13 protein-coding genes and 16 tRNA genes are annotated in these 23,346 nt (G+C 50.6%); 4 read left to right on the top strand and 25 right to left on the bottom strand.

Features of this window, described 5'->3' with window-relative positions; translation table 11 throughout:
* The first annotated feature begins 2 nt into the window (after positions 1-2).
* The gene (locus ACO0LD_RS09965) at positions 3-3,242 is read left to right on the top strand and encodes an efflux RND transporter permease subunit (RefSeq protein ID WP_423006225.1); all 3,240 of its coding nucleotides are present in this window, start codon (positions 3-5) and stop codon (positions 3,240-3,242) included.
* A 144-nt stretch (positions 3,243-3,386) separates the two neighbouring features.
* Here the strand turns inward: ACO0LD_RS09965 and ACO0LD_RS09960 are convergent, their stop codons facing one another.
* Positions 3,387-4,403, bottom strand: a complete 1,017-nt coding sequence (locus ACO0LD_RS09960) for an LLM class flavin-dependent oxidoreductase (protein WP_423006223.1) — start codon at positions 4,401-4,403, stop codon at positions 3,387-3,389.
* A 174-nt stretch (positions 4,404-4,577) separates the two neighbouring features.
* Complete coding sequence (locus ACO0LD_RS09955; RefSeq protein WP_423006221.1) at positions 4,578-5,396, bottom strand: nucleotidyltransferase domain-containing protein; 819 nt, start codon at positions 5,394-5,396, stop codon at positions 4,578-4,580.
* A 139-nt stretch (positions 5,397-5,535) separates the two neighbouring features.
* Here ACO0LD_RS09955 and ACO0LD_RS09950 point away from each other — a divergent pair, with 139 nt between their 5' ends.
* Positions 5,536-6,900, top strand: a complete 1,365-nt coding sequence (locus ACO0LD_RS09950) for a hypothetical protein (protein ID WP_423006219.1) — start codon at positions 5,536-5,538, stop codon at positions 6,898-6,900.
* Positions 6,901-6,927: 27 nt separating this feature from the next.
* Here ACO0LD_RS09950 and ACO0LD_RS09945 read toward each other — a convergent pair whose 3' ends face one another.
* The 5 genes from ACO0LD_RS09945 to ACO0LD_RS09925 form a co-directional block, all read right to left on the bottom strand.
* Positions 6,928-7,983: a hypothetical protein gene (locus tag ACO0LD_RS09945; RefSeq protein ID WP_423006217.1), complete on the bottom strand. Its 1,056-nt coding sequence runs from the start codon at positions 7,981-7,983 to the stop codon at positions 6,928-6,930.
* A 7-nt stretch (positions 7,984-7,990) separates the two neighbouring features.
* Positions 7,991-9,019, bottom strand: a complete 1,029-nt coding sequence (locus ACO0LD_RS09940) for an RNA ligase (ATP) (RefSeq protein ID WP_423006215.1) — start codon at positions 9,017-9,019, stop codon at positions 7,991-7,993.
* A gap of 91 nt (positions 9,020-9,110) precedes the next feature.
* Positions 9,111-9,186, bottom strand: a tRNA-Met gene (locus tag ACO0LD_RS09935).
* A 79-nt stretch (positions 9,187-9,265) separates the two neighbouring features.
* Positions 9,266-9,502: transfer RNA gene (locus tag ACO0LD_RS09930), tRNA-Arg, on the bottom strand.
* A 9-nt stretch (positions 9,503-9,511) separates the two neighbouring features.
* Positions 9,512-9,597 (bottom strand) — tRNA-Ser (locus tag ACO0LD_RS09925).
* Positions 9,598-9,820: 223 nt separating this feature from the next.
* Here ACO0LD_RS09925 and ACO0LD_RS09920 point away from each other — a divergent pair.
* Positions 9,821-10,348, top strand: a complete 528-nt coding sequence (locus ACO0LD_RS09920; protein WP_423006213.1) for a DUF2059 domain-containing protein — start codon at positions 9,821-9,823, stop codon at positions 10,346-10,348.
* Positions 10,349-10,411: 63 nt separating this feature from the next.
* Here the strand turns inward: ACO0LD_RS09920 and ACO0LD_RS09915 are convergent.
* From ACO0LD_RS09915 to ACO0LD_RS09850, 14 genes are all read right to left on the bottom strand, one after another.
* Positions 10,412-10,488 (bottom strand) — tRNA-Thr (locus ACO0LD_RS09915).
* Between the two features lie 5 nt (positions 10,489-10,493).
* Positions 10,494-10,568: transfer RNA gene (locus tag ACO0LD_RS09910), tRNA-Asp, on the bottom strand.
* Positions 10,569-10,575: 7 nt separating this feature from the next.
* A tRNA-Ser gene (locus ACO0LD_RS09905) sits at positions 10,576-10,664 on the bottom strand.
* Between the two features lie 77 nt (positions 10,665-10,741).
* Positions 10,742-10,817 (bottom strand) — tRNA-Arg (locus ACO0LD_RS09900).
* A 10-nt stretch (positions 10,818-10,827) separates the two neighbouring features.
* Positions 10,828-10,903, bottom strand: a tRNA-Trp gene (locus ACO0LD_RS09895).
* 41 nt (positions 10,904-10,944) lie between these two features.
* Positions 10,945-11,021 (bottom strand) — tRNA-Ile (locus tag ACO0LD_RS09890).
* Positions 11,022-11,031: 10 nt separating this feature from the next.
* Positions 11,032-11,106, bottom strand: a tRNA-Ile gene (locus tag ACO0LD_RS09885).
* 4 nt (positions 11,107-11,110) lie between these two features.
* Positions 11,111-11,186, bottom strand: a tRNA-Asn gene (locus ACO0LD_RS09880).
* A gap of 67 nt (positions 11,187-11,253) precedes the next feature.
* Positions 11,254-11,327 (bottom strand) — tRNA-Lys (locus tag ACO0LD_RS09875).
* Between the two features lie 77 nt (positions 11,328-11,404).
* A tRNA-Ala gene (locus tag ACO0LD_RS09870) sits at positions 11,405-11,480 on the bottom strand.
* A 407-nt stretch (positions 11,481-11,887) separates the two neighbouring features.
* Positions 11,888-11,972: transfer RNA gene (locus ACO0LD_RS09865), tRNA-Tyr, on the bottom strand.
* 16 nt (positions 11,973-11,988) lie between these two features.
* Positions 11,989-12,063 (bottom strand) — tRNA-Glu (locus tag ACO0LD_RS09860).
* Between the two features lie 107 nt (positions 12,064-12,170).
* A tRNA-Gly gene (locus ACO0LD_RS09855) sits at positions 12,171-12,244 on the bottom strand.
* A 292-nt stretch (positions 12,245-12,536) separates the two neighbouring features.
* Positions 12,537-12,800, bottom strand: coding sequence for a hypothetical protein (locus tag ACO0LD_RS09850; RefSeq protein ID WP_423006211.1), 264 nt, complete (start codon positions 12,798-12,800; stop codon positions 12,537-12,539).
* 745 nt (positions 12,801-13,545) lie between these two features.
* Here ACO0LD_RS09850 and ACO0LD_RS09845 point away from each other — a divergent pair.
* Positions 13,546-15,711: a carbohydrate-binding module family 20 domain-containing protein gene (locus ACO0LD_RS09845; RefSeq protein WP_423006209.1), complete on the top strand. Its 2,166-nt coding sequence runs from the start codon at positions 13,546-13,548 to the stop codon at positions 15,709-15,711.
* A gap of 92 nt (positions 15,712-15,803) precedes the next feature.
* Here ACO0LD_RS09845 and ACO0LD_RS09840 read toward each other — a convergent pair whose 3' ends face one another.
* The 4 genes from ACO0LD_RS09840 to ACO0LD_RS09825 all read right to left on the bottom strand — a co-directional run bounded on the left by ACO0LD_RS09840 (position 15,804) and on the right by ACO0LD_RS09825 (position 23,069).
* Positions 15,804-17,081 (bottom strand): hypothetical protein, encoded by a 1,278-nt coding sequence (locus ACO0LD_RS09840; RefSeq protein ID WP_423006207.1) that lies wholly within the window; start codon positions 17,079-17,081, stop codon positions 15,804-15,806.
* Positions 17,078-17,866, bottom strand: a complete 789-nt coding sequence (locus ACO0LD_RS09835) for a sigma-70 family RNA polymerase sigma factor (protein ID WP_423006205.1) — start codon at positions 17,864-17,866, stop codon at positions 17,078-17,080. The genes ACO0LD_RS09840 and ACO0LD_RS09835 overlap by 4 nt, the downstream gene beginning before the upstream one ends.
* Positions 17,830-22,182 carry an MG2 domain-containing protein gene (locus tag ACO0LD_RS09830; RefSeq protein WP_423006203.1) on the bottom strand — a complete coding sequence of 1,451 codons (4,353 nt, stop codon included), beginning with the start codon at positions 22,180-22,182 and terminating at the stop codon, positions 17,830-17,832. Before ACO0LD_RS09830 ends, ACO0LD_RS09835 begins: the two co-directional genes overlap by 37 nt.
* Positions 22,183-22,283: 101 nt before the next feature.
* Positions 22,284-23,069, bottom strand: coding sequence for a hypothetical protein (locus ACO0LD_RS09825; RefSeq protein WP_423006201.1), 786 nt, complete (start codon positions 23,067-23,069; stop codon positions 22,284-22,286).
* Positions 23,070-23,346: the final 277 nt, after the last annotated feature.

Here is a 23,346-nt window from a genome sequence, read left to right as displayed (position 1 = left end):
TCATGTTCCTATCTGATTTCAGTATCAAAAAGCCGACTGCGACCATCGTTCTGATCGTTGCACTCATGGCTTTGGGTTTGCTGGCACTCAGCAAGCTAAGGGTCAACCAAAACCCTGACGTCGAAGTACCCGGTTTGTCGGTAGTGATTACTTACCCTGGTGCTTCGCCAGATACGGTAGAGCGCGAAGTCATCAACCGCTTGGAAAAATCCCTGCAAGCAGTGTCCGGTGTAGAAGAAGTCTGGGCGACAGCAGCAGAAAACAGCGGTCGTTTCGACATGCGTTTCAGCTTCAAGAAAAACATGATCGAAGCTTCGGACGAAGTCCGCAACGTCATCTCTGGCCTGCGCTATAAAATGCCGACAGAAATGCGTGAACCCATGATACGTCGCTGGGACCCGGGTTCACAGCCTATCGTCAACATGGCCTTGTCATCCAGCAAGCAGACCCATGCCGAGATTTCACGCCTGGCTGAAGATACCCTGGCCGACAAATTGCGCAGCATTAGCGGCGTCGCCACGGTAGAGGTGACTGGTTCATTGAAGCGCGAATTGTCTGTGCTATTGCGGGCAGAGAAGCTGCGTGAATTCAATGTCTCGGTCGGTGAAGTCGTGAGTGCCTTGCGCAACCAGAACACCAATGCCCCGGTAGGCAAGATACGCGGTACGCTGGATGAAGAAAGCATACGTCTGGTGGGCCGTATAGAATCGCCAGAAGAGTTCCAGGGCATCGTCGTGAAACGCACTGGTGACCAGATTGTCCGTTTGTCACAAGTGGCGACCATAGAAGACAGCTTTGCTGACAAAGATGGTCTCAGCATACGCAGTGGCAAACCGAACGTCGGTATCTTCGTGACCCGTGCCCGCGATGCCAGTACCGTCAGCGTGGCCAAGGCCATTAGTGCAAAAGTTGATGAAATCAACAAAGACTTTGAAAAGACACAACCAGGTACCAAGCTGGAGATCACCCGCGACGGTGGCAAGGATGCACAACGCAGCCTGAACAATGTTATCGAATCCCTGGTGCTCGGTGCTGGCCTGACCATCTTCGTGGTGTATGCATTCTTGAACTCCTGGCGCTCTACCCTGATCACCGCCTTGAGCCTGCCGACCTCGGTGATTGCTGCTTTCATCGCCGTCTGGCTATGTGGATTTACGCTTAACTTCATGACCTTGCTGGGCCTGTCGCTGGCGATTGGTGTGTTGATTGATGATGCGATCGTGGTGCGGGAAAATATCGTGCGCCATATGCAAAATGGCTCTGACCGTCGTACTGCCGCACTGGAAGGTACGGCGGAAATTGGTCTGGCCGTGGCAGCAACGACTTTCTCCATCATCGCGGTGTTTATTCCCGTGGCCTTCATGCCTGGCATGCCGGGTGAATGGTTCCGTCCGTTTGCACTGACCGTGGCTTGTTCTGTGCTGGTCAGCCTGGGTATCTCGTTCACGCTTGATCCTATGCTGTCGGCATACTGGGGTGATCCACCGGATCATCACACCGCGCCCAAGAAAGGCATCAGCAAGGTATTGGCACGTTTCAATGACTGGTTTGACCATCAGTCTGACCGTTATAGCAATGTGATTGCCTGGGCCCTGCATCACCGCCGCTCCATGGGCGCGATTGCCCTGGTCAGTCTGGTCGTTGCATTGGGTGTGCAGGTCAAATGGGGTGGCACCAGTTTCTTGCCTGCTTCTGACTCTGGCAACCTGATGATTACCGTGCGTACTCCTGCCTCATCTTCACTGGAATATGCACGCCTGAAAATGGAAAGGGCCGCAGAAATCGCACGCACCATATCAGAGACCAAAGAAACCAATAGCAATATCACGCCAGCCGGTGGCCGCATCTATGTCGATATTGGCAAGCGTACAGAACGCAAACGCGGTGCCAAGGAAATTGCGGCTGAACTGCGCGAAAAAGTACGTGTCCTGGTTGGTGCTGAATATGTGGTGCTGGATGACCTCAACAACGGCGCGCAAAAACCGGTACAGATAGAATTTACCGGCCCAGATTCACGCAAGTTGCTGGAAATTACCAGTGCTTACATGGATAAATTGCGCCAGGTACCAGGTGCGGTCGACGTCGGTTTGTCTGAACAAGATCCGAAAAAAGAATTGAAGATAGAACTCAATCGTGGCCTCGCCAATTCCATGGGCATCTCATCCAATGACGCCGCTCAGGCCCTGCGCGTTGCTTTTGCCGGTATCGAAGTGGGTGACTGGGTAGACCCGACTGGTGAAACCCGTGATGTCGCAGTTCGTTTGCATCCGGATGACCGCGTCAGTAAAGAAAACATCGAGCGTTTGCCTATCGCTGTATCTGGCACTAACCAGATGGTGCCACTCGACCAGATCGCCACTGTGACCATGGGTAAGGGCCCGTCCGGTATCGAGCATGCCAATGGCAAACGCACGATTACCGTGTCTGCCAATGCCCAGGGCCGTTCCAACGGCGAAGTGATTGATGACGCCATGAAGCTGGCCAAGTCTTTTGATTATCCACCTGGCTATGGTCTCTCGCTTGGTGGTTCCGGCCAGGATCAGCAAGAAGTATTCGGTGCCATGCTGATTGCCCTGTTGTCTGGCATAGGTTTGATGTATCTGATACTTGTGATACAGTTCGGCTCCTTCACGGCCCCGCTGGGCGTGATGCTGTCATTGCCGCTGTCACTGATAGGTGTCGTACTGTCCTTGCTGGTCACAGGTAGTACCCTGAATTTGATGAGTTTTATCGGCATCATCATGCTCATGGGCCTGGTTGCAAAGAATGCGATTCTCTTGCTCGATGCTGCCCGCAAACAAGAGGCCGAAGGTTATGACCGCGAAGAGGCATTGATGCATGCTGGCCGTGTGCGTTTGCGCCCTATCCTGATGACCACCTTTGCGCTGATCGCAGGTATGTTGCCGGTGGCGCTTGGTCTGGGTGAAGGTGGTGAATTTTACCGCCCGCTGGCGATTGCGATTATCGGCGGCACCATCACTTCGACGATTTTGACCTTACTGGTCGTGCCTACTTTCTATGACAGTATAGAAATATCACGTGACCGCATGATGGCAAAAATGCGCAGACGCATGGAAGTACGCAATCCTTTGGTCGGTTTTTGCATGACCATGCTGGAAGCAGCATTTACCTTGCTGTTCGTGCGTTTTATTTATCGCATGCTGATGAAACTTTTTGGCCTCGTCACTGGTCGAAACCGTAAATCGAATGCAGCACTGAATATCAAGACTGAAAATGCCTGAAGAACATCCTGGAGAAATTTGAAACAGGATAGTAAAGAATTGCAGTAGAGACGTTTCCCTCTTGCTGATAAGACCCATTGTTCTCTGGTCAGCAATTTGATAGCCTGCGCAACGAGGTGTGCGCAGGCTTTTTTTTGTTCTGATTTATATTTTCAAAGTGCGAGGTGGCAGGCTTTTGCTCACTTGCGCAGCAATTTCATAAGAATGCAGGCGCGCAGCATGATTGTGGACTTGTGCAGTAATCATTAATTCATCCGCGCCTGTATGTTCTATGAACGCCTGCATTTTTTTTGCGATAGTGTCCGGCGCACCGATGGCGGAGCAAGACAAGACCTGTTCCAGCAAGGCATGTTCTTGCGGGCCGATTTTTTGCAAAAAGTTATGTACAGGCAAAGGCAGTTTTGCCGGGCGGCCACTGCGTAAATTGATGAAAGCCTGCTGGGCAGAGCTGGCCAGATAATAGGCTTCATCATCCGTATCAGCCGCAAATACATTAAAGCCCAGCATGACGTAGGGTTTGTCCAATTGCGCAGAGGGGCGGAAAGTGGCACGATAAATTTCTATCGCCTGCATCATTTGCTGGGGTGCAAAATGTGAGGCAAACGCATACGGCAAGCCCATGGCTGCCGCCAGTTGTGCGCCAAACAGGCTGGAACCCAAGATCCAGATCGGCACTTTTAAACCGTGACCAGGTACGGCGCGTACTGCCTGCTGTGAATCTTCACTGAGGTAATCCATCAGTTCAGCCACATCCTGCGGGAACTCATCTGCATCGCTGGAGAGGTTACGGCGCAGCGCACGGGCAGTACGCTGGTCTGAGCCCGGCGCACGCCCCAGACCCAGGTCTATGCGGCCAGGGTAGAGCGATTCCAGCGTGCCAAATTGTTCCGCGATGACGAGTGGCGAATGATTCGGCAGCATGATGCCGCCAGCCCCCACGCGTATGCTTTTGGTGCCGCCAGCGATATGGCCTATCAGTACTGAAGTGGCAGCACTGGCAATGCCAGGCATGCCATGGTGTTCTGCCAGCCAGTAGCGCTGGTAGCCCCAGCTTTCGCCATGCTGAGCCAGGCTGAGGGAGTTGCGGAAAGACTGCGCGGCATCACTGCCTTCGGCAATCGGTGACAGATCAAGTATGGATAAGGGATATGAAGAAGACATGAGCCTGCAATTTCAAATGGAGAGAAAACCATTATGGTTGAAATTGCGATTCTCTGTTGGCAGGCTCAATTTTCTTACGATTGTTGCAAAGTTAATTAAGCTACTTGTGCCAGTTATTTTAACGCCAGTCTGCGTCTGGTGGGGTGCGCCGTGCGCACCGCGCACCCTACAAATTTACGCAGTCTTTTTCATCACCGTATCAAGCAAAAGCCGGTCAAGCACAGAGAAATCCATATCGCCAGTGCTACTGGTCCTGACACTGTCCAGCCTTTCCAGCTGGCTTTCGATAAAGCGGTTGATGACAGGCATGGGTACAGATAATTCTGATTCCTTGGCGCGTCTTTTAATGAACAATAATTTTGCTATCGCTGCCAGTAATTCCTGATCTTCAATGGTCGCATCCACCATGTCCTGAAAACGCATGGGCACAGGACCCAGGTCTTGTTCTATCCACAAACAAGCCAGCAAGGGACGCAATACATACAGGTATTTTTTCAGCTTGACCATTTCACCCTGCAAATGCTCGCGATAGTTTTTGCTGGCCATGTGCAGGTAATGGTAGTAAGCCCTTTCCGGCCTGTGCACTTCTCTTGCTGCTGCCTGCAAGGCTTGCAGGAAGACAGTATCAGCCGCATACACTACCGGTGAAGACAGCCACTCTATCAGCGTCGCATTGCCATTGCGCAGCAAGCCCAGGGCCTTGCGCAAGTCCCAGCCGCTGACATCATAGATTTCATTGACTGGCAATTCGATGACATCGCGACCAGGGAAGACGGTCAGATACCAATCGAGCTTGTTAGCATAGATAAAGCGCACATCATAATCACTGTCTGGCGAAGCAAAGCCCCAGCCACGGCTGCCTGATTCGCAGGCAAACAAGACTTTGACATCATGCATTTCTTCTATGCGTTGCAAGGTCGCATTGATCTCTGCGCGTATCGACGGGTCTATCGGATGTTCTTGTTCTTCCAATGGCAGGGTAGTCGTGTTCATGATGATCTTTGATAATGGTTTTGCAAAAAATGATACATGTTTTCAGTCTGGCAATTTGTAAGGAAATGCAATTCGTATTGTCGGCCCAGGATTTCAAGACTAGTCTGATTTTCCCATGCCGTATGCCAAGAATAAAATCATGTACCCAAATCCTTTAAAAGAACTATCTGCCGTCGCACTGATACTGACCCTGGTTGCTTGCGGCGGTGGAGGCGGTTCTGCGCCTGTCAATACGGGCACGACTGGTACAACCGGCACTACGACTACCGGTACCACTGGTAGTGGCGGCACCACAGGAACCACTACTGCTACTGCGCCAGTGATCAATAGCTTTAGCGCCAATCCTGCCAGCATCAATGCCGGGTCAAGTACGCAGCTGAGCTGGACAGTCACTGGTGCCACCAGCCTGACGGTGAATGGTACTACGCTTACTGGCAACAGTCTTGCGGTCAATCCGGCTGCGACCACGACTTATACGCTGACAGCCAGCAATTCTGCCTGCAGTACAACGTGTAATGTCAGCGCCACAGTCACGGTGACTGTGAATAGCGCAGGTACAGGTAACACGGCAGGCAATGCAGTGTATGGCGATTTGCGCAAGGCTGACCTGGGTGCCGGTGCCAATTTGAACGGCAGCCTGCCTTTCCCTGCCGGTAATGCCTGGAATATCGACATATCCAGTGCTGCAGTTGATCCAGCATCCGATGCGCTGATCAGCAGCATAGGCCTGGGCACAGGCCTGCACCCTGATTTTGGCGCTGGCCTGTATGACGGTGCACCCATAGGCATACCTTATGTCGTGGTCGCTGGCAGCCAGCCCAAGGTCAGTGTGCAATTTACTGATTATGGCGATGAAAGCGACCCCGGCCCTTATCCCATACCAGCCAATGCACCTATAGAAGGGCAAAAAGCCAATGGCGGCAGCTTTGATGGCGATCGCCATGTGCTGGTCATAGACCGCGATGTCAACCGCTTGTATGAAGTTGGCAATGCTTATCCACAAACAGGTGGCAGCTGGAAAGTCAGTGGCGGTGCCATATTTGATCTGACATCCAATACAGTCAGGCCAGGTGGCAAACCAGGCTGGACCAGTGCCGATGCCGCAGGCTTGCCCATCTTCCCTGGCCTGGTACGTTATGAAGAAGCTGCCAGCGGTGTCATACGTCACGCCTTCCGTTTTACGGTCAGCCGCACACGCCGCGCCTATGTACCACCAGCGACTCACTACGCTTCATCAAACACCAGCAATACCCTGCCACCCATGGGCATGCGCGTACGCCTGAAAGCCAGTTACCAGATACCAGCGAATTTTTCGAATGAAAGCAAAGCCATCCTGCAAGCCATGAAAACCTATGGCATGCTGGTGGCCGACAATGGTTCCAACTGGTATATCAGCGGCGCACCAGATGCACGCTGGAATAACGATAAACTGGTGTCAGAACTGGGCAGTGTCAAGGGCAGCAGTTTTGAAGTAGTCAGGATGGATGGATTGGTGATACCTTAGTTTTGTAGATAGCTCTGTTTGGGAAGTTCATGACGATGAGAGTGCTGCCGCTTCTTGCAAGAACCTGGCTTTGATTACTTCAGTATCAGTACCGAGAAAAAAGTTTTCAAAGCTGGTTTCATCCGCAAATGAATTGCGTATCTGCGCCATCAATTCACCAAGTTGTTTTCCAGATAAGCCGGTAATTTCAGCAACCAGTGCACCGTTGAATTGTTGTTTCACCTGTTTTTTACGGGCGTATTTTGCCAGCGCCTGCTCATGAGCAAGCTTGAAATCCGGGAAGCGGGTAAAAGCCATTTCCAGAAATGCCTGCTTTTGCTCTAGTCGCGCAAGCGTGCCACTTTCTGCCCATGCGTAGGTTGGCAATTGCACTGCATCCTGCTCATCCAGCCATAACAAGAAAGCATTGTAAGTCGCCCGTTTCGCGTCGCGTATCCTGGCCTTGTGATTGCGGTTATCCAGCAGATAGATTTCGCGGTTCACATAGGGTGAAGAGACAACATAGCGAAAAATATCTTCCAGGGTTTTGAATTGCCCTGTCGCACGCATGTCCTCATACAGCGGCGCATCGTAACCCAGCAGTTTCAAGGCTGCGCCAAAGTCTCGCGTAATGCACAACTCGGCAATCAGATGATCTTTATTGTCTGGGTCGCGCATGGGATACAGCAAGCCCAGATGACCAAATTTGGCCCCAAATTTATGCGCGATACGGCCTATCAGGTTACCAAAGTCATTCAAGCCAAAATAGCGTGAAGCAAAATCAAATGAGTCAGATTCTGTCCTGATCAGATCAAGCTGGAATACACCTTCTGCTATCGCCAGGCCTATACTGGTGACATCACCATTGGCGACAACTTCTGTCGCCTGCAGCGCATCAGCAAATTGCCTTGAATTATAATCATTGTCAGCTTCGATCAGGATATCAAGATCACCAAAATCAGCCTTGTCAGCATAAGCCATGACAGCTTCGATACGGCGCTGTGGAAAGTGCTGCTGCAATGTCGTCACAGCTTCACGTTCCACTTCGCGATATCGTACGGCTGGCAAACGAACTGATACAGCCTTTAATGCATTTCCACCCATGATTTTCCTACCTGTCTCCGTGTTTCAGCAAATATGTATTTGAAATCGCCTTGAACGACATGCTACCATCCAGACGCTTGAAGACCACGCCTTCCCTGGCTGTAGCCGGGTTCAGTGAACCGCCCTCAGCATAGTCAAGCACTGTACTCACATCGCCAGCAAAGCGTTCCAGTGTCATGTTTTCCAGCCAGGGTACTTCATGCACAGTAGCACCCAGCGCTCGCAGCTCTGTCAGTACTTGCTGACGTTCTGCTCTGCCCAGATACCTGCTGGCATCGATATCAAATATGTCGAACAGGTAAAAATCCTGGCCACGCAACTTCTCAGGGTTACCCTGTATACCTTCACCTATGATTTCCCCTTGCAGTGCCAGATTGCGGCCATAAGCAAGCAGTGCAGACAGTATTTGATTTTGCTTTGCCACACGCCATAGACTATTGGACTCAGATTCCCTGATCCACCAGTTTCTGCCGCAAACTCCAGATACGCCTGCATTATGAAACACTGTCATGCTGGAACCATCGAGCTTGATGGTGACTTCAAATTCTTCGTGCGCCTGAGTACTCAAGACTTCAGTCAGATTCTGTACACGCTCCTGATCGGTCTTGCGTATGTATTCAGGAAAAGCGCCTTCCACTTCACCAGACAGTGAGGCTGGAATGACTGGCTCCCATTTTTCTATGCCCAGTACCTGGCTAAAATCTGCGTCCTCAGCGTTGCCAGGCTCAGCCAATTCTGGAAACTGATTTAGCGGCAGTATCATGCCTTGTGAAATCTGTCCGCGCAGTTTAATGGTACGCAGCCTTATTCCGGTTTTTTCATTCCAGATGATTTTGTTTTTTTCGAGGAAAGCAAAACGTGTATCGCTCAAAGGCAGGAAGGAATCGATCTCAAAATAGACACAGGCATCGCCAACCTGGAATTCATTTTTCTTGACGACCACAGACCAGCCATCCACGCTCGCGCATTCTATGGCATCTGCATCAGGGATGGGCCTGATATTGCTGACGGTTCTGATAGTGACTAATTTTCTCATGAGAGTTCCTTTTTATTTTTGTATGCGCATTTTAAGACGACAGCAATTGTATTTGAATAGAGCGAAGAGGGGATTGGTAAATATGGGATAGTGGTCGAGATTGCTGGATTTGAACCAGCGACCGCTCGCATATGAAGCGAATGCTCTGCCAACTGAGCTAAATCTCGAATCTGAATGGATGTTGAGGATGGGGTGACCGCCACGAATCGGCAAGGCCGAAACGGGTCTGTGTGTGGCGATCAAAAATGGTGCGTCAGGCGGGATCAGTGGACTGTAATAGTGAAAGCGAAAGTGAAGGACATGCGCCCGGCGAACCAGGGCAAGGCGCAAAACACAGCGATAGCGGGGCTATCGCGAGTATTTGCAACGCCGCCATGGTCGGCGCGCGCATGGCAGGCACTTCGCTTTTCACTGTTACAGTCCACTACAACCCGCAACAGTCGGTGTAGAAGACCGGGGCTCTATCCTTTGAGCTACTGACGCATATTGATGTGGAGGAAGCGGTGAGATTCGAACTCACGGACCCTTGCAGGCCTACTGTTTTCAAGACAGTTGCATTACCACTCTGCCACGCTTCCATGACTGGTGCCGGTTGTAATAGCTGGATACACCGACAGTGAAACAAAAATAGCCAATTATCGAATACTCATCCACTTGATGATATTCAAGACTGGCGCATCAGGCGCCAAGTTAGCGGAATTTGCTCAAATAGCTCTTATTTTTAATATGAATGTGTTAAAACAGTGATTAGAACGAAAACATAGCCCTGCCAATTCTCGCTACATTGAAATTCAATCATATATGCGCCATATCACAGCTCTTATCGCAATCACCCTTGTGTGTCTCTCAGAAATCGTTGTTGCGGCTGAATCAAAAATAGAATCCGCGACTGAGTCATTATTTGCGGAATCAGCATTAATTGGTATGCAACTATCGGTTCGTCACGGATATCAACTAGGGAAAACAAATGAGCAGGTAGTAAACTGTGCCAATGCTCTTAAAAAAGATGAATTTATTCCTGTGTTTCATGCACTCTTTGAGCAGGAGTTCAATGCCGAAGAGAGAAAAGAAGCAGAGGCGTTTTACAGCAGTGCTGTTGGACGCAAGTCAGCTAAATACGCTTTATTACAGATATATGTGGTTGTCGGGGTGACACCTCCAGAACCAATGCCAAGATTTGATGATGCCGATATTAAAAGAAATGACCAATTTGTAGCGACCAATGCTGGGAAAAAGCTTATCTACGACAAGGTATTAGAAACCCCTTCATCCAAGAAACTCATTACTGGTCGAATTCAGCAATTGATTAAACAATGCCAGGCACTCTAATGGGATTTCCAAGTGTTGCAAAACACGCTTGGGATAACACTGATCCATAAGGCATTTTATAACTGGTGCCGGCTGCAGGATTCGAACCCGCGACCCACTGATTACAAATCAGTTGCTCTACCAAACTGAGCTAAACCGGCAAAACTGGCGCCCCATAGCGGAATCGAACCGCTGGCAACCCGCTAGACAGGCGGGCACTCTACCATTGAGTTAATGAGGCAAAAAACTGGCGGAAGATGTGCGACTCGAACGCACATAGGCTCTTGCAAGCCCGCCGGGTTAGCAACCCGGTGCAATACCATTATGCGAATCTTCCTTCAAAAAATACCGCGCATGTGCGTCAGCACATCCCACTGGTGAGGTAGTGAGGATCACATGATCACACGGTAAAACTGGACCCGCCTGCAGGGGTCGAACCTGCGGCCTCAACATTCGTATTGTTGCGCTCTTCCAACTGAGCTAAGGCGAGAAAAAATGTTTGGCATCCCAGGCAGGACTTGAACCTGCAACCTTCGGTTTTGGAGACCGCGACTCTGCCAATTGAGCTACTGAGATAATGGCTAAGCATTTCATGCTGATGAAATGCATAAAAAAGCTGGTACTTGCAGATGGAGTTGAACCATCAGCCTCTGCCTTATCAAGGCAACGCTCTGACCAATTGAGCTATGCAAGTAAAGATAAAATGGTGCCCCTTGCTGGTTTTGAACCAGCGACCCACCGGTTATGAGCCGGTTGCTCTCCCACTGAGCTAAAGGGACGTTATGGCTCCTCGACCTGGATTCGAACCAGGGACAGATGCATTAACAGTGCATCGCTCTGCCAACTGAGCTATCGGGGAATTGATCTTAAAAAATATCGTTTAAAACACCGTGTAAAGTGACTGCACTTTAAGCGACATTCTTCATTGGTCGGGATAGAGAGAATCGAACTCTCGCCGTCCGGTTAAAAGCCGGATGCTCTACCTTTGAGCTACATCCCGTGAGATGATTAAGTGTGGCATCTGACGATGCCTGGTCTTTCGTTTCATGATTTACTCCTGTAATTGAAATGAGAAAATGGTGGAGGTGGACGGAATTGAACCGACGACATACTGCATGCAAAGCAGGCGCTCTCCCAACTGAGCTACACCCCCGTAATCTGTAAAGCAATTGCACATGGCTTGAAAATGCCATGTTATTTACTGCGAATAAATGGTGCGTCCCCGTGGTAGCTAGAACTCATCTCCTCAACGGGAGTGAGTGCGAACAAGATGATTTGGGATGCAGTGCAAGGCGTGACCCGCTGCTAAGGCTCATGCCTTAGCGAGGGGCACAACGCCGCAATGCGCCCAAATCGTCAGTTCCCGAAGGGTTTGTCTCATAACGCGTGCTGGACTGCGTTGGACTCGTTATCAATAGCACCGCTATTGACTGCCTCGTCCGCCTTGCCAGCACACGTTATGAGACAAACGCATCTCACTCCCGTTGAGGAGATGAGTTCTGTCCACGCTCTCCGATTCTTCAAAACGGCGCTTTCACCTGGTTAGCTTGAGACACAAAATGGTGGATGGTGATGGAATTGAACCACCTACGTCTAGCGTGCTTGCGGGTTACAGCCGCACCCCTTACCGTTCGGGCAACCATCCTTAAAACTGTTGATACTGGAGTCCTTGAGCGGAATCGAACCGCCATTCGCTGATAGAAAGTCAGCTGTCCTAACCTTTAGACGACAAAGACATCATGAAAAGAACCTCATCAGAGATGCAAGCAAAAAACTGGTGCAAAATTTCTGCGACAAACTGTCGGATGGTTTTGCGTGAATCATGACAAAGTCATTTTCATGATGGAGCGGGAGAAGAGAATCGAACTCTTACCGTAAGCTTGGAAGGCTTCAGCTCTACCTTTGAGCTACACCCGCATATAAACGTGTTTCATCTTCAATGATGAAACGAGTTTTTGTATTCAGCCTTACCCCAAAAGCAAATAAATTTGCCCTTGGGATAAAACTGTTTGAACTTCCCAAATTGTTAAAGAGCTTTCATGATCCGGTGTTGTCCGGTCACGACCGCGTTAGCGGGTTTAACTGCTGTGGTTTGCCTTGAATACTGCAAGCAAATCAAAGATCTAAAATAAAAATCAAAACCAAAAAATCAAAAAGCCCGGAGCTTTTCAGGGCATCCGGGCTTTTCAGCGCTAGGGTCTTGGTGGCTTTAACTGCCGCCTGTGACCTTCAGGGTTTCCCCTCGAATGCTTGTGTTGCTAAACCATGTGGCCGCAAAATTAATTGGGCTGACATCATTGAACATCTCACTATCTGTATCTTTAGTTGTGCGTGTATCTGTATTCATGCGATACGAGGCTTCATCGCTATTCCATGTGCCGCCTGCTGCACTGCCAACTTTGGCAACCGACGCCAAAGCTCGCGCTGTCTTGCGCAAGTTTTGTATCAGTTGTTGTGTCAAAGTTGTTTTCACGATCATTCCTAAATAGTGTGGTGTTGCTTGGTTGATGTACGTATCTTGCCACAGCTTTTTTATAAAAACAAGCATGGCATGACGAATTTATTCAAATAAATGATGTTTTTTGCGACGCATGCAAATATGGGGCTTGTTGCGCGGTAAGTGCAGAAGCGCTTGCAGATCCAGGTCGCACTATGAAAATCGAGTGTCAATCCCATCTCATTTACCTCCTGAGCCACCAATCGGTATGGTGATTTTGATGCCTGATTTCCGCGAAAAGTTTTGCGCACATTTTTCGGCTTCTTATGTATAGACATCGTCTGGCTGTTGTCCATGTTTGCTGTCTTAATTCAACTACAAAATTAAATGTAGTCAGATTACTTAATTATCATTGTTGCGTACTCACAACTGCAAATATGCATGATTCAAGAATTTACCATAGTAAATTCGTTGATTTATTAAGAGTTTTGTGCTGCACAACAGCATGAATATATTTATATATTAATAGTTTTTGTACTAAAACTACTGCACAATTTTTAAGCTTATCAAAAACTTATGTGGCACTAAAGGCCGCTGAGTCTGGATATGCCTTGCAGGCAAGGTGGTTTTGCCACCGTGGATTGCCATTGACGGTACCGCCGGATAAGACAGGCGGTGAGTTTGGGGCTGTTGAGGTAATGCATGAATCGGCCTGCATGAAATTGGGGCAGTTCAAATCCACCGGGTTTGAGTTTGCCATTGCAAAAAGTGAGGGGACAATATGAATCAAAATATAAGCAAAGAAAGTAGCAAAGGCGGTAACAGAAGCGGTATCAGGGGCGCACTACAAAAAGCATTCTTTTGTAGTGTGGCTGGCATGACGATGATGGCTGCAAGTGCGCCTGCACTGGCCTTTAATCCGCGCGACACTTCAGTGCAGATGTTTCACTGGAAGTGGACCGATATTGCAAAGGAATGTAGCAATTTCCTGGGGCCGCAAGGCTACGGCGGTGTGCAGATTTCGCCGCCAAGTTCAGCCAATCGCGGCAGTAACTGGTGGGATATTTACCAGCCTGTCGATTACACCAATCTGAGCAGCAAGATGGGCACGGGTGCAGAGTTGCAGGCCATGATCAATACCTGTCACGCAGCAGGTGTGCGTGTGTACGCCGACATTGTGGTCAATCATCTGGCTGCGGGCAGCGGTACTTCTACTGGTGGTGCAACATGGGTCGCAGCCAGCAGTTACCCGCGTTTCAGTGCCGCTGATTTTCATCCGGCCTGCGATATTCAGGGTAGTGATTACAGCAATAATCGCAATGCCGTCACACAATGTCGTCTGGTGGGTTTGCCCGATCTGGATACGGGTGCAAGCTATGTGCAAGGACAAATCCAAAATTATCTGAGCAGCCTGATAGGCATGGGTATAGATGGCTTTCGCTTTGATGCAGCCAAGCATATACGCCAGAGTGATTTGCAAAGCATTGTGAACGGCGTAACGCATACCACGACATCAGGTGAGCCTTTATGGATCACGCAAGAAATCATTACCGATGGCACGGTAGACCGCAATTCTTACCTGGGCATAGGCACTATCAACGAATTCAAATATGCAACGGCGATGAAGGAAACTTTCCGTAACCTGAATGGTGCCAGCATTTCACAAATGCGCAGCATCATGGGTACGCCCGGCAACTGGGGTGGCACCTGGGGTTTCTTCACTGACAGCAACAAGGCAACGGTATTTGTGAATAACTGGGATACAGAGCGCAATGGCGATTCCATGAATGCCAGTAACCGCAGTGGTGCAACGAATGATACTCAGGGCAGCAAGCGCTATGACCTGGCGAATATCTTCATGCTGGCCTGGCCTTATGGTGAGGCGCAAGTGCATTCCGGCTTTGTCTTCACTGACACCAATGCTGATGCCCCGGCAGCCAGCCCTTTTGATGCGAATGGCAATCCACTGATTAACCAGCAATGGGATTTCATTCATCGCTGGGCTGACATTGCCAATATGGTGGCTTTCCGTGCGGTGACATCTGGGCAGGGCGTTGACAACTTCAGCAGCGGCAGCGCCAACCAGATTGCCTTTAATCGTGGCAGCAAGGGTTTTGTCGCCATCAATAATGAGTTCAGCGCATGGAACCAAAGCTTCCAGACCTTGCTGCCTGCAGGTACTTACTGCAATGTCGTACATGGTGTAGCCAACGCAGGCAAGACAGCTTGTGCGGCAGATGCGGTGGTGGTTGCGGCGAATGGCATGGTCACACTCAGCATACCTGCGAATGGCGGCAGCACAGTACCGGCTGTGGCTTTGCACATCAACCAGAAACTGGGCGCAGCGTCGAATGACACTACCGCACCATCTGTTCCTGGCGGCCTGACAGCAACTGCCGCCAGCAGTAGCAGCATCAACCTGAGCTGGAGTGCGGCTACAGACAATGCTGGCGGCAGCGGCATGAAGGGCTATAACATTGCACGCAATGGTGGCAGCCCTGTGTTCAGCACCAGCACCAGTTTTGTTGACAGCGGTTTGTCACCAGCTACCACCTACAGCTATGTCGTCGCAGCATTGGACAATGCCAATAATGTGTCTGCCAACAGCATTGCTGCCAGCGCAAAAACGCTGGCAGGTGCTTGTCAGGTACAGGTGAATTTCCAGGTCACCAATAACAATACGGTGGTAGGGCTGGATGTGTATGTCACTGGCAGCGGGGCAGAACTGGGTAACTGGAATGCCGCAACAGCCACCAAGCTGTCGGGCAATCTCTGGCCTTTGTGGACAGTGTCGCGTAACCTGAATGCCAGTACTACCTATGAATACAAGTATCTTACCCAGGGCGTCAAACCCCTGGCATGGGAAGTGGGTGCCAACCGTGTCATCAATGTACCCGCCTGCGGTAGTGGCCCGGTATCAATACCGGCCAGCACTTTTCGCCAGTAAGTTGTTTCAGATAGGGATATCGTTCAGCAGGTCTGAACATACGCCCAGGTGAAGATGAGGATCAATGGTAGAGGTTTTGCCATTGATCCTTTTTATTTTTGCAGTGCGTCGATTTTCTTTTGCAAGGATTTGTCGACGACAAAATTTGGATAGGTAGTACGGAATTTTTTCCACTCTTCCAGCGCTTCCTGGTTTTGTTTTTCCTTGAGCAGTTTTTCTATTTTTGTTAGCCAGTCTGGCGCATCTGGTAGTTGCGCAGGCGGTACGGCAGCAAGAGTCTGAACTGGCTGTACAACAATCAGGCGAGCCTGGCTATTGTCTTGTACTTCAGCCGCCTTATCAATCTTCTTATCAGCTTTCTTGTCAGCCATCATGCTGTCCATGGCTGGCTTGGCAGATGTTGTCGCCATAGGTGTAACAGGAGCTGCTGCGGTTGCATTCACCGCAACTGGTGCAGAAGTTGCAGCAGCTGCACTCCTTGCCATCATTCGTGGCGCAGCCATAGTAGCGGGCGGAGCAGCAGCTTGCAGGCGGCCATCAACTTCTGCCACTTTGGCAAGTTCCCTGGGCATCTCTTCCTTGGCGGCGATTTTGAGGGATTCTGTATTCCTGGCGCGCTCTGCTTCTGCATGCCGCGCCAGCTCTGGCATTTTTTCATTGGCAATGCCAGCAGCAACTGCTTTTGGCATTGGTAGCGGAGCTTCGGCGAGCAGTACCGGCGCAGGTGCTGCAGGTGCAGGTGGTATGGTAATGACAGGCGCTGGTGGTGCGTATGATGGTGCTTTGGCAGGTGCAGCCGCGACGACGACGGGAGCTTGTTTCATCTCTGCATCAACCCTGCGCTCAGCCCTGGCCTGGGGCTCCATTGCATCATCTTTGGACGCAATCTTGCCTACAGCTTCTGCCTGAGGCATAGGTGCTGCCTGTGGTATTGCGACTGGCGGTACTTCTGCAATGTCTTTACTCTTTACATTCTGCGGATAAAAGATTTTCTCTTCCGTTTGTGTGCCATTCCTTGCTTCAATCTCTGCCTCATGTTCTTGCTGCAACAGGAATAAGGGAACAGCAAGCATGATGCTGGCTGCCAGGCCGAGAGGGGTTTTCCAGCGCCATAAGAAAGAAGGGCGATGGGGCGATGCATCAGGATTTTTCGCATCATTGGCAGCGGCAACTACTGGCGTAGTTGCCGCTGCAGCTAAAATCAAAGCCGCTTCAGCATCAGCCATGATAGCGGCATCCAGTTCAGCCGATGGCGCATCTTGTGGCAGGTCTCGCAGCAACAGCGCGAGTTCATCTCCGCCTTGTAAAAAGGCTTCGAATTCGACATCCGCCAAATTCTTGTTACCATCCTTGATTTCTTTATCGCTCATGCTGGCTCACCTTGCTTCGTCTGGCTATGTAATTGGGAGCGTAGTTTTTGCATCGCATAGCGTAATCTGCTTTTGACAGTCTCCACCGGCACGGCAGTCACCATGGCAATTTCTTCCAGGCTGAGTCCGTTAAATTGCTGCAGGACCAGTGCTTCTTTCTGATCATTAGGCAAGACCCGGATGGCCGCATGCAGTCTGTCGCTTTGCTGCTTCTTGTCCAGCACTGCTTCTGGTGACAAGCCGTCATGAGCTATATCAGCATTACCGGCAGTGCCATTCAACTCGGTATCGTCGTTTTCCTGGACGAGCTGGCTTTCTTTTTGCCGTAATAAATCGATCAGGCGGTTGCGGGCAATCTGGTAAAGATAAGTGCGAAAGCCCGACAAAGGCGTGTAGCTGGTTCTGGCCGTATGCAGGGCTGCCCAGCTGTCTTGCACAATTTCATCGACCCATTCGCGGCGTGGTGAACGCCAGCTGATGAAACGGTATAAGCCATGACTATGCCGCTGATAAAGCTCTTTGAAGGCGAGCAGGTCGCCTTTGCAGTACAGCAGCATCAAAGCTTCATCAGTGTCAGGTTGGGGGATCATGTCCCCTAGTTTACCGGAAATCCCGCTGTCACCAACAAAATTTCTGATCTGCCATGCCGGTAAATGTTTATAGATGAATGCCAGGTACAGCACTTTCCCCTCAGCATATTTCCTGATCAAAAAGTGCCGCACCTTGTCCCCGCTATTGTTTAGATTGCTCAGGGAGTGATATTGATGTTCAGTGGACTGGTCCACGTCTTGTCCGTATCGTTGTAGTACAGGTAGGCGGATGATGCAGGGCCGCTATAGCTGCCAGGTACGCTTGCCACCAGGTCTATGCCCAGTTTCTTGACTTCACCAGGCTTCATATCGCGGAAGTACAGTATCACCTCACGGGCACGGGTTTCAAAGAAGGCGATCTGGCCTTTTTCACGCAATTCCTTGAGCTGCCAGTTCTGGAAAGTCAGGCCACCAGGCAAGCCCAGACGCACCAGGCTCATCGGTTGACCGGTCTGCGTTTTATTGCTGATGACTGCATCCAGTCTGACGGTTTCACCCATTTTCAATTCAGACTTGGCCAAATGGGTTTGCAAATCAACTACTGCTGTTTTAGATGATGCTGGCTCGGTAGTACGATATTCAATAGCGATTGAGTAAGGCAGGGCATCTGTGTTTTGCGACTTCAGGGTGATGGTATGTTTACCTGGTGCCAGCGCCTTGTCAAAGTCCGCGAACAAAATCGCATCACGACGGCCTGCCTCATAGCTTTGCTCGCTGATCACGACACCATCCACCAGCAAGCTGACCTTGCCAGGCTTGGGCGCAACGCGGGTGGCATTGTCATAAGCGATCATGGCTTTCAAGGCCAGCACAGTAGCCTGTGTTGCACCCCATTGACCAAAGCCACTGCGGTTATTTTGCAGCCAGTTGATACCCTTGCGTGCCTGCTCCAGATGGTCACCAGATTTCAGCATGGCCAGTATTGCCAGCGAAGTCGTTTCTACATGCAAATTACTGCCGCCACTACGGGTGATGGAGTGATCAGCATTAGTCCATGCGCCGGATGCAGCCTGCATATTCGCCAGTTTTTCTACTGCAGCCTTGCGGGTTTTTTCTGTTACAACTGTTTTACCATTGCCTTCCAGCATGCTGCCAACTGCCAGTGCCAGTTGATAGGCATCCTGGGTGTTCTCAGCCAGGGTGACTGATTTGCCTATCTCTTTGTCCAGACCAGTTTCACCAGCACTGACCAGTGCCCAGGTGATATAGGCATCAGTCACAGCAGGGGCAGCGCGGCCAAAGGTATCGAGTGCCTTGGCGTCTTTTTGATAACCGCCACTGCCATCACGCCTGGATTTTAGCCATGCTGCGGTGCGCGTCATCATGGCTTTGTCGACATCACCGTAGATAGGTTTCATGTCGGCAAATTCCAGCAAACCATAGGCTGTCAGTGCTTCATGTCCCGGGTCACCGCCAAACCATTCATAGCCTTTTTTCGGTGATTCAAAACCTGTCAGTTTCTTGTAGCCACTATCCAGCAATTTGCCTGTGCGTTCCAGCAAGGCAGTGTCTGCCACATCATGCTGTTTCAGATATTGCATGATCATTACATTCGGATAGTTGGTGGACGAAGTTTGTTCAAAGCAGCCATAAGGCTCGCGCAACATGCCTTCCAGACCAGATATCATGGTCGACAGCGACGAGGTATACACCTTGATGCTGGCTTGCACGCTACCTTTGCTGGCCTTGCTCAAATCAACTTCATAACTGGCCTGGCCCTTGATCTGTCCAGATTTTTCTGCCAGTTGCGGGAAGCCTGGTGCCACCACCGGTATGCTGCGCAAGACTTCATCTTTCAAGCCTGATGCCCTGGCCGACAACTGCACTTCAGATTGCCCACGCATGCCTGTCACTTCCAGCGGAATGAACATGCTCTTGCGTTGTCCTGCAGCCAGCTTGTCGTCCTTGCCTTTACTATTTGTCGCTTTCAGCAAGCTGCCAAAATTCGCATCCAGCGTCACATCCAGGGCTTGCTCACTGTCATTGCTGAGTGTTACCGGGATCAATGGTTTATCACCTGCCGATATTTCCAGCGGCAGCTTGGCCGATAAAGAAAATGGCAAAGAAGATTTGATAACAGTCTCATCACGCCCCGCCAGGCCAGCGCCAGTGGCACTGATACCTTCGGTAGACACGCGGAAAGATGTCACTGCATCAGACAAGGTAAATTTCACCGTTGCCTTGCCCTGTTTGTCAGTTTGTACTTTTGGTGCCCACATGACAGTTTCGCGATAATCGTCACGCGGACCAGCATAGTCAGGCTTGAATGCAGGAACAGGGAAGACGCGTACTGCCGCCCAGGTTTGCCGCCTGCCATCTAACTCCTCCACTGCCACTCTAGCTGCAGCACGGGCAAAATCCTTGTCGACAGCGATTTCCTTCAAGGCCTGAGCGGGTATTAGTTTTTCATCGGCGACCAGGCCATTTGCCATGTCAGCCTTGATGATGGGACGCGCAAGTATCTCGCCCTTGACTGCGTGTGGTTTGGCAGCATCTTCTGCAATGACTGGCTTCGCTGCTGGCATGGCGGCTGCCATCTTTTTTAATTCCACTGGTGCTGGGGCCATCATCATTGGCACTGGCGCCATGACCACTTGTGGTACTGCCATTGGCTGTATAAACGCTACCTCTGGGCGCATGCCAGCTTTATGCTTTACCCTGCCGCCTGCAATTGTAGCAACTGACAAATCAGCATTTAGCACCGGCACCCAGTCAAAGCGACGATAGCCGTGCGTGCCCATCAGCATGTCCAGCGCCAGTGCACTTTTCTCTTCGGTCAGGTCAGTATAAAAATTTGGCTCTTCTATCTTGCCTGGCAATTCTGTTTCCAGCATCAGGCGCGACAACAGGTGCGCACTCTTGTCGTCGGCAAAAGAAATCACCGTGTCGTCCACTACTGCCAGCGTCAGTTCTGCAGGCACCGCTTTGCCGCTACTGTCTTTGGTCGTGATATTCAAGGCGACCTGGCCGCGCGGTACATAGGTTTTTTTGTCTGTTTCCACCTTGACATCCAGACGCTGGCGGCGGTTGCGGAACACCAGCCGTTCTGCCAAGGGATTGAGGTTTTGATCAAACAGCGTGACCCTGGCAACACCGGCAGCATTTTGTACTGCGGCATCCCTGGCTTTCAGGTAAATGACTGCAGGCTTGTCAGTGCCAGCTTCGATAGCACCGACATCAAAGACGTTTTCGCGTACGGTAGCGGCCACCACGACTTTTTGCTTGTCCGTACATTGCACACCAACGCGCAAGGCTTTTTCTTGTCCATCCAGGTCATCGTAATTATGCAAGACACAGCCTTTTTCTTCTACCAGCGGCAGGGCATAAGTCTCAGTGACAGTGTCAGGCTTGCTGATCTCGGCGCGATAACTGCGCCCAGTGGCTGGGGTGAAATTGATCCTGCCCAAACCATTTTTATAAGTAGCGAAGCGGGCAACAGCATTGCCCAAATCATCGACCAGACGCCCCTCTATATCTGCCGGTTTACCCTGCTTGTTCTTCGCTTCAAAATACAGACGGCTGGGCAAGCCTGCTACCATCTTGCCACCTTCAGGGAAGAAATCCAGCGAGAGTTTTTTCTGCAAGATGGGGATGGATTTGGAAATCGATTCTGTAATGCCACCGTCTTCCACCAGTATCGTCAACAAACCTTCGCCCGATTCTATATTTTTGGGCAGATCAAATTTGACCAGAGCATCACCGCTGGCATTGGTGCTGGCTTTTACACGCGGCAACTCGACACCATCAACCGTGGCGATGGCAACCAGTTGCTTGCCCGCCAGTGCCTCACCCGTTGGGCGTTTGACTTCTATGGTGGCGCTGACCTGGTCGCCAGCACCATAGGATTTTTTGACGAATTCCAGTTTCTTTTTCATGCGGGGTGCTTCATAGGCCGAGACTATGATGCTGCGCTCAACTCTTTGCCCTTCCCCAGTGCTGGCACGCAAAGTGTATTCGCCACCCTGCGCTTCTGGCGGGATAATGAAATCATTGGCAGCGCTGCCAGCCGTGACTTGCAGGCGCTTGCTCAATACGCTGCTACCCTTGGGAGAAATCAATTCTATCGTGATGGCTGCCGTGTCTGCTGCGGCCAGGGTTTTGGTTTTCAAATCCCAGGTCTTGAACCAGATGGTTTCGCCTGGTTTGTAGAGGGGTTTGTCTACCTGTATCAACATCTGCCTGCCAGCATTGCCATCAAAATGGTTATTGATCAGGGCCGGTAAATCCTTGCTGCGCACGGTGTTATCACGGGTAGCGGCAGCAGGTGCGGATTCGGCTGCTACTACAGGCTGCAGGGCTTTACGGGCAGACTTGGTCACATCAGTGGTCGCACCGTTGCTGACCGGATTCTTGTTACCGTCTTTTATATCCGTGACATCATTATCAGCTTCGACAGGGCCAGCTTGCCTGGGCTGCTCAGTCACATGGCCGGGATCTTGTTCAGCAACATTGCTGAGTTGGCAGGCACTGAGCATGAGCGTCAGTAATAAAGTGCTGGGCTTTTTTATCATGGTAGTCTCCAAAAAGAGGATGTTGTACGGACTTTTTATGGGCGTGTTTTGCCACACGCCAGATGCAGATCTGGCGTGCGTAGATAGGTAATGGAATTTATTTAGCGGTTGTAGCCAGGATCAGGCACAAAGCCACCAGGGAAGGGATTCGGCTGTGCGGGATAGACGTCACGCCCACGTGGAATAATGCCGCGTGCCACCAGATTGGCATAGCTGTCATAGCGTATGCTGATGATTTCATCTGCCTGTGAACTGGCACGCTGGAAGTCGGTTGATCTTACCGTACTGTTAATTCGTTCACCGTGGCCTGTGCCTATGCGGGAGTCGGCCTTTTCAGCCCGGCTCTCTGCCGCGGCACTCTTGGCCAGGTTGCCAGATGCTACCGGAGCAGGTGCATTGGGTGCCATGCGTTCATATTCAGGCTGGGCGATAGCGACAGGAGCGACATATTCCCTGAACAAAGCGACACCGATGACGCCGACATTATCTGGCCGCCCTGTGCGTGCTGCATAAGAATCCGACAGTTGTGTAAAGTAAAATGCGGCCACTTCATCCATATTCTTGCGCCAGCCCTTGATCTCCATAGGCTGCCAGGCGCCCAAGACATAGCCAGACTGGGTTGGCGCTGCCGTGTTGCCAGTCAGTGCATTGACACCATCGACGGACAAGACAGACAAAATCCTTTCGCCAGTCTTGTTCCTGACTTCTACCGCATAACGCTCACCCGGCTTGCCTGCAACATAGTTGTTGCCCTGATGCCGCCAGATGGGCAGGCGTTCACCTGTGCTTTGATTGATGATGCTGACGGCAGCCAACTGCCCGGCGCTGGCCATGCCAGTGATGCTGGCCAATGCCAGGCCAGCCAGTACTGATATCCATTTTTTCATTTTCTTCTCCGTAAACATGAGGGTCATGATCATTAAACGGAGCAGCAAAACAAAAGGGGTTAAAAGTTTTAATATTTTTTTCAGGATTGCTGTGAATTGGTCACAAAATGAAACATTCGCTAATAAATCGGCAGAAGTGTGTCGATAGTGTAATATTAATTAAGCCTGATTGAATCAATACAGCTAGGAAGCTAATAATTTTTATTGCCAAGGTGTAGATAAATGAGGTTTGGTCAGCAGATAAGCAAAAGTTTCTTTATTTCCGACAATAGCGACA

This window comes from Undibacterium sp. Ji83W, from assembly GCF_049340385.1.
Classification (GTDB): Bacteria; Pseudomonadota; Gammaproteobacteria; order Burkholderiales; family Burkholderiaceae_D; genus Undibacterium.
This window is presented reverse-complemented; position numbering and strand designations above follow the sequence as displayed.

Coding starts and splice junctions, on each gene's coding strand:
- ACO0LD_RS09830 (WP_423006203.1), bottom strand. CDS start 22,182: ATGATAAAAAAGCCCAGCACTTTATTACTGACGCTCATGCTCAGTGCC.
- ACO0LD_RS09840 (WP_423006207.1), bottom strand. CDS start 17,081: ATGAGCGATAAAGAAATCAAGGATGGTAACAAGAATTTGGCGGATGTC.
- ACO0LD_RS09825 (WP_423006201.1), bottom strand. CDS start 23,069: ATGAAAAAATGGATATCAGTACTGGCTGGCCTGGCATTGGCCAGCATC.
- ACO0LD_RS09845 (WP_423006209.1), top strand. CDS start 13,546: ATGAATCAAAATATAAGCAAAGAAAGTAGCAAAGGCGGTAACAGAAGC.
- ACO0LD_RS09960 (WP_423006223.1), bottom strand. CDS start 4,403: ATGTCTTCTTCATATCCCTTATCCATACTTGATCTGTCACCGATTGCC.
- ACO0LD_RS09965 (WP_423006225.1), top strand. CDS start 3: ATGTTCCTATCTGATTTCAGTATCAAAAAGCCGACTGCGACCATCGTT.
- ACO0LD_RS09940 (WP_423006215.1), bottom strand. CDS start 9,019: ATGAGAAAATTAGTCACTATCAGAACCGTCAGCAATATCAGGCCCATC.
- ACO0LD_RS09950 (WP_423006219.1), top strand. CDS start 5,536: ATGTACCCAAATCCTTTAAAAGAACTATCTGCCGTCGCACTGATACTG.
- ACO0LD_RS09955 (WP_423006221.1), bottom strand. CDS start 5,396: ATGAACACGACTACCCTGCCATTGGAAGAACAAGAACATCCGATAGAC.
- ACO0LD_RS09920 (WP_423006213.1), top strand. CDS start 9,821: ATGCGCCATATCACAGCTCTTATCGCAATCACCCTTGTGTGTCTCTCA.
- ACO0LD_RS09945 (WP_423006217.1), bottom strand. CDS start 7,983: ATGGGTGGAAATGCATTAAAGGCTGTATCAGTTCGTTTGCCAGCCGTA.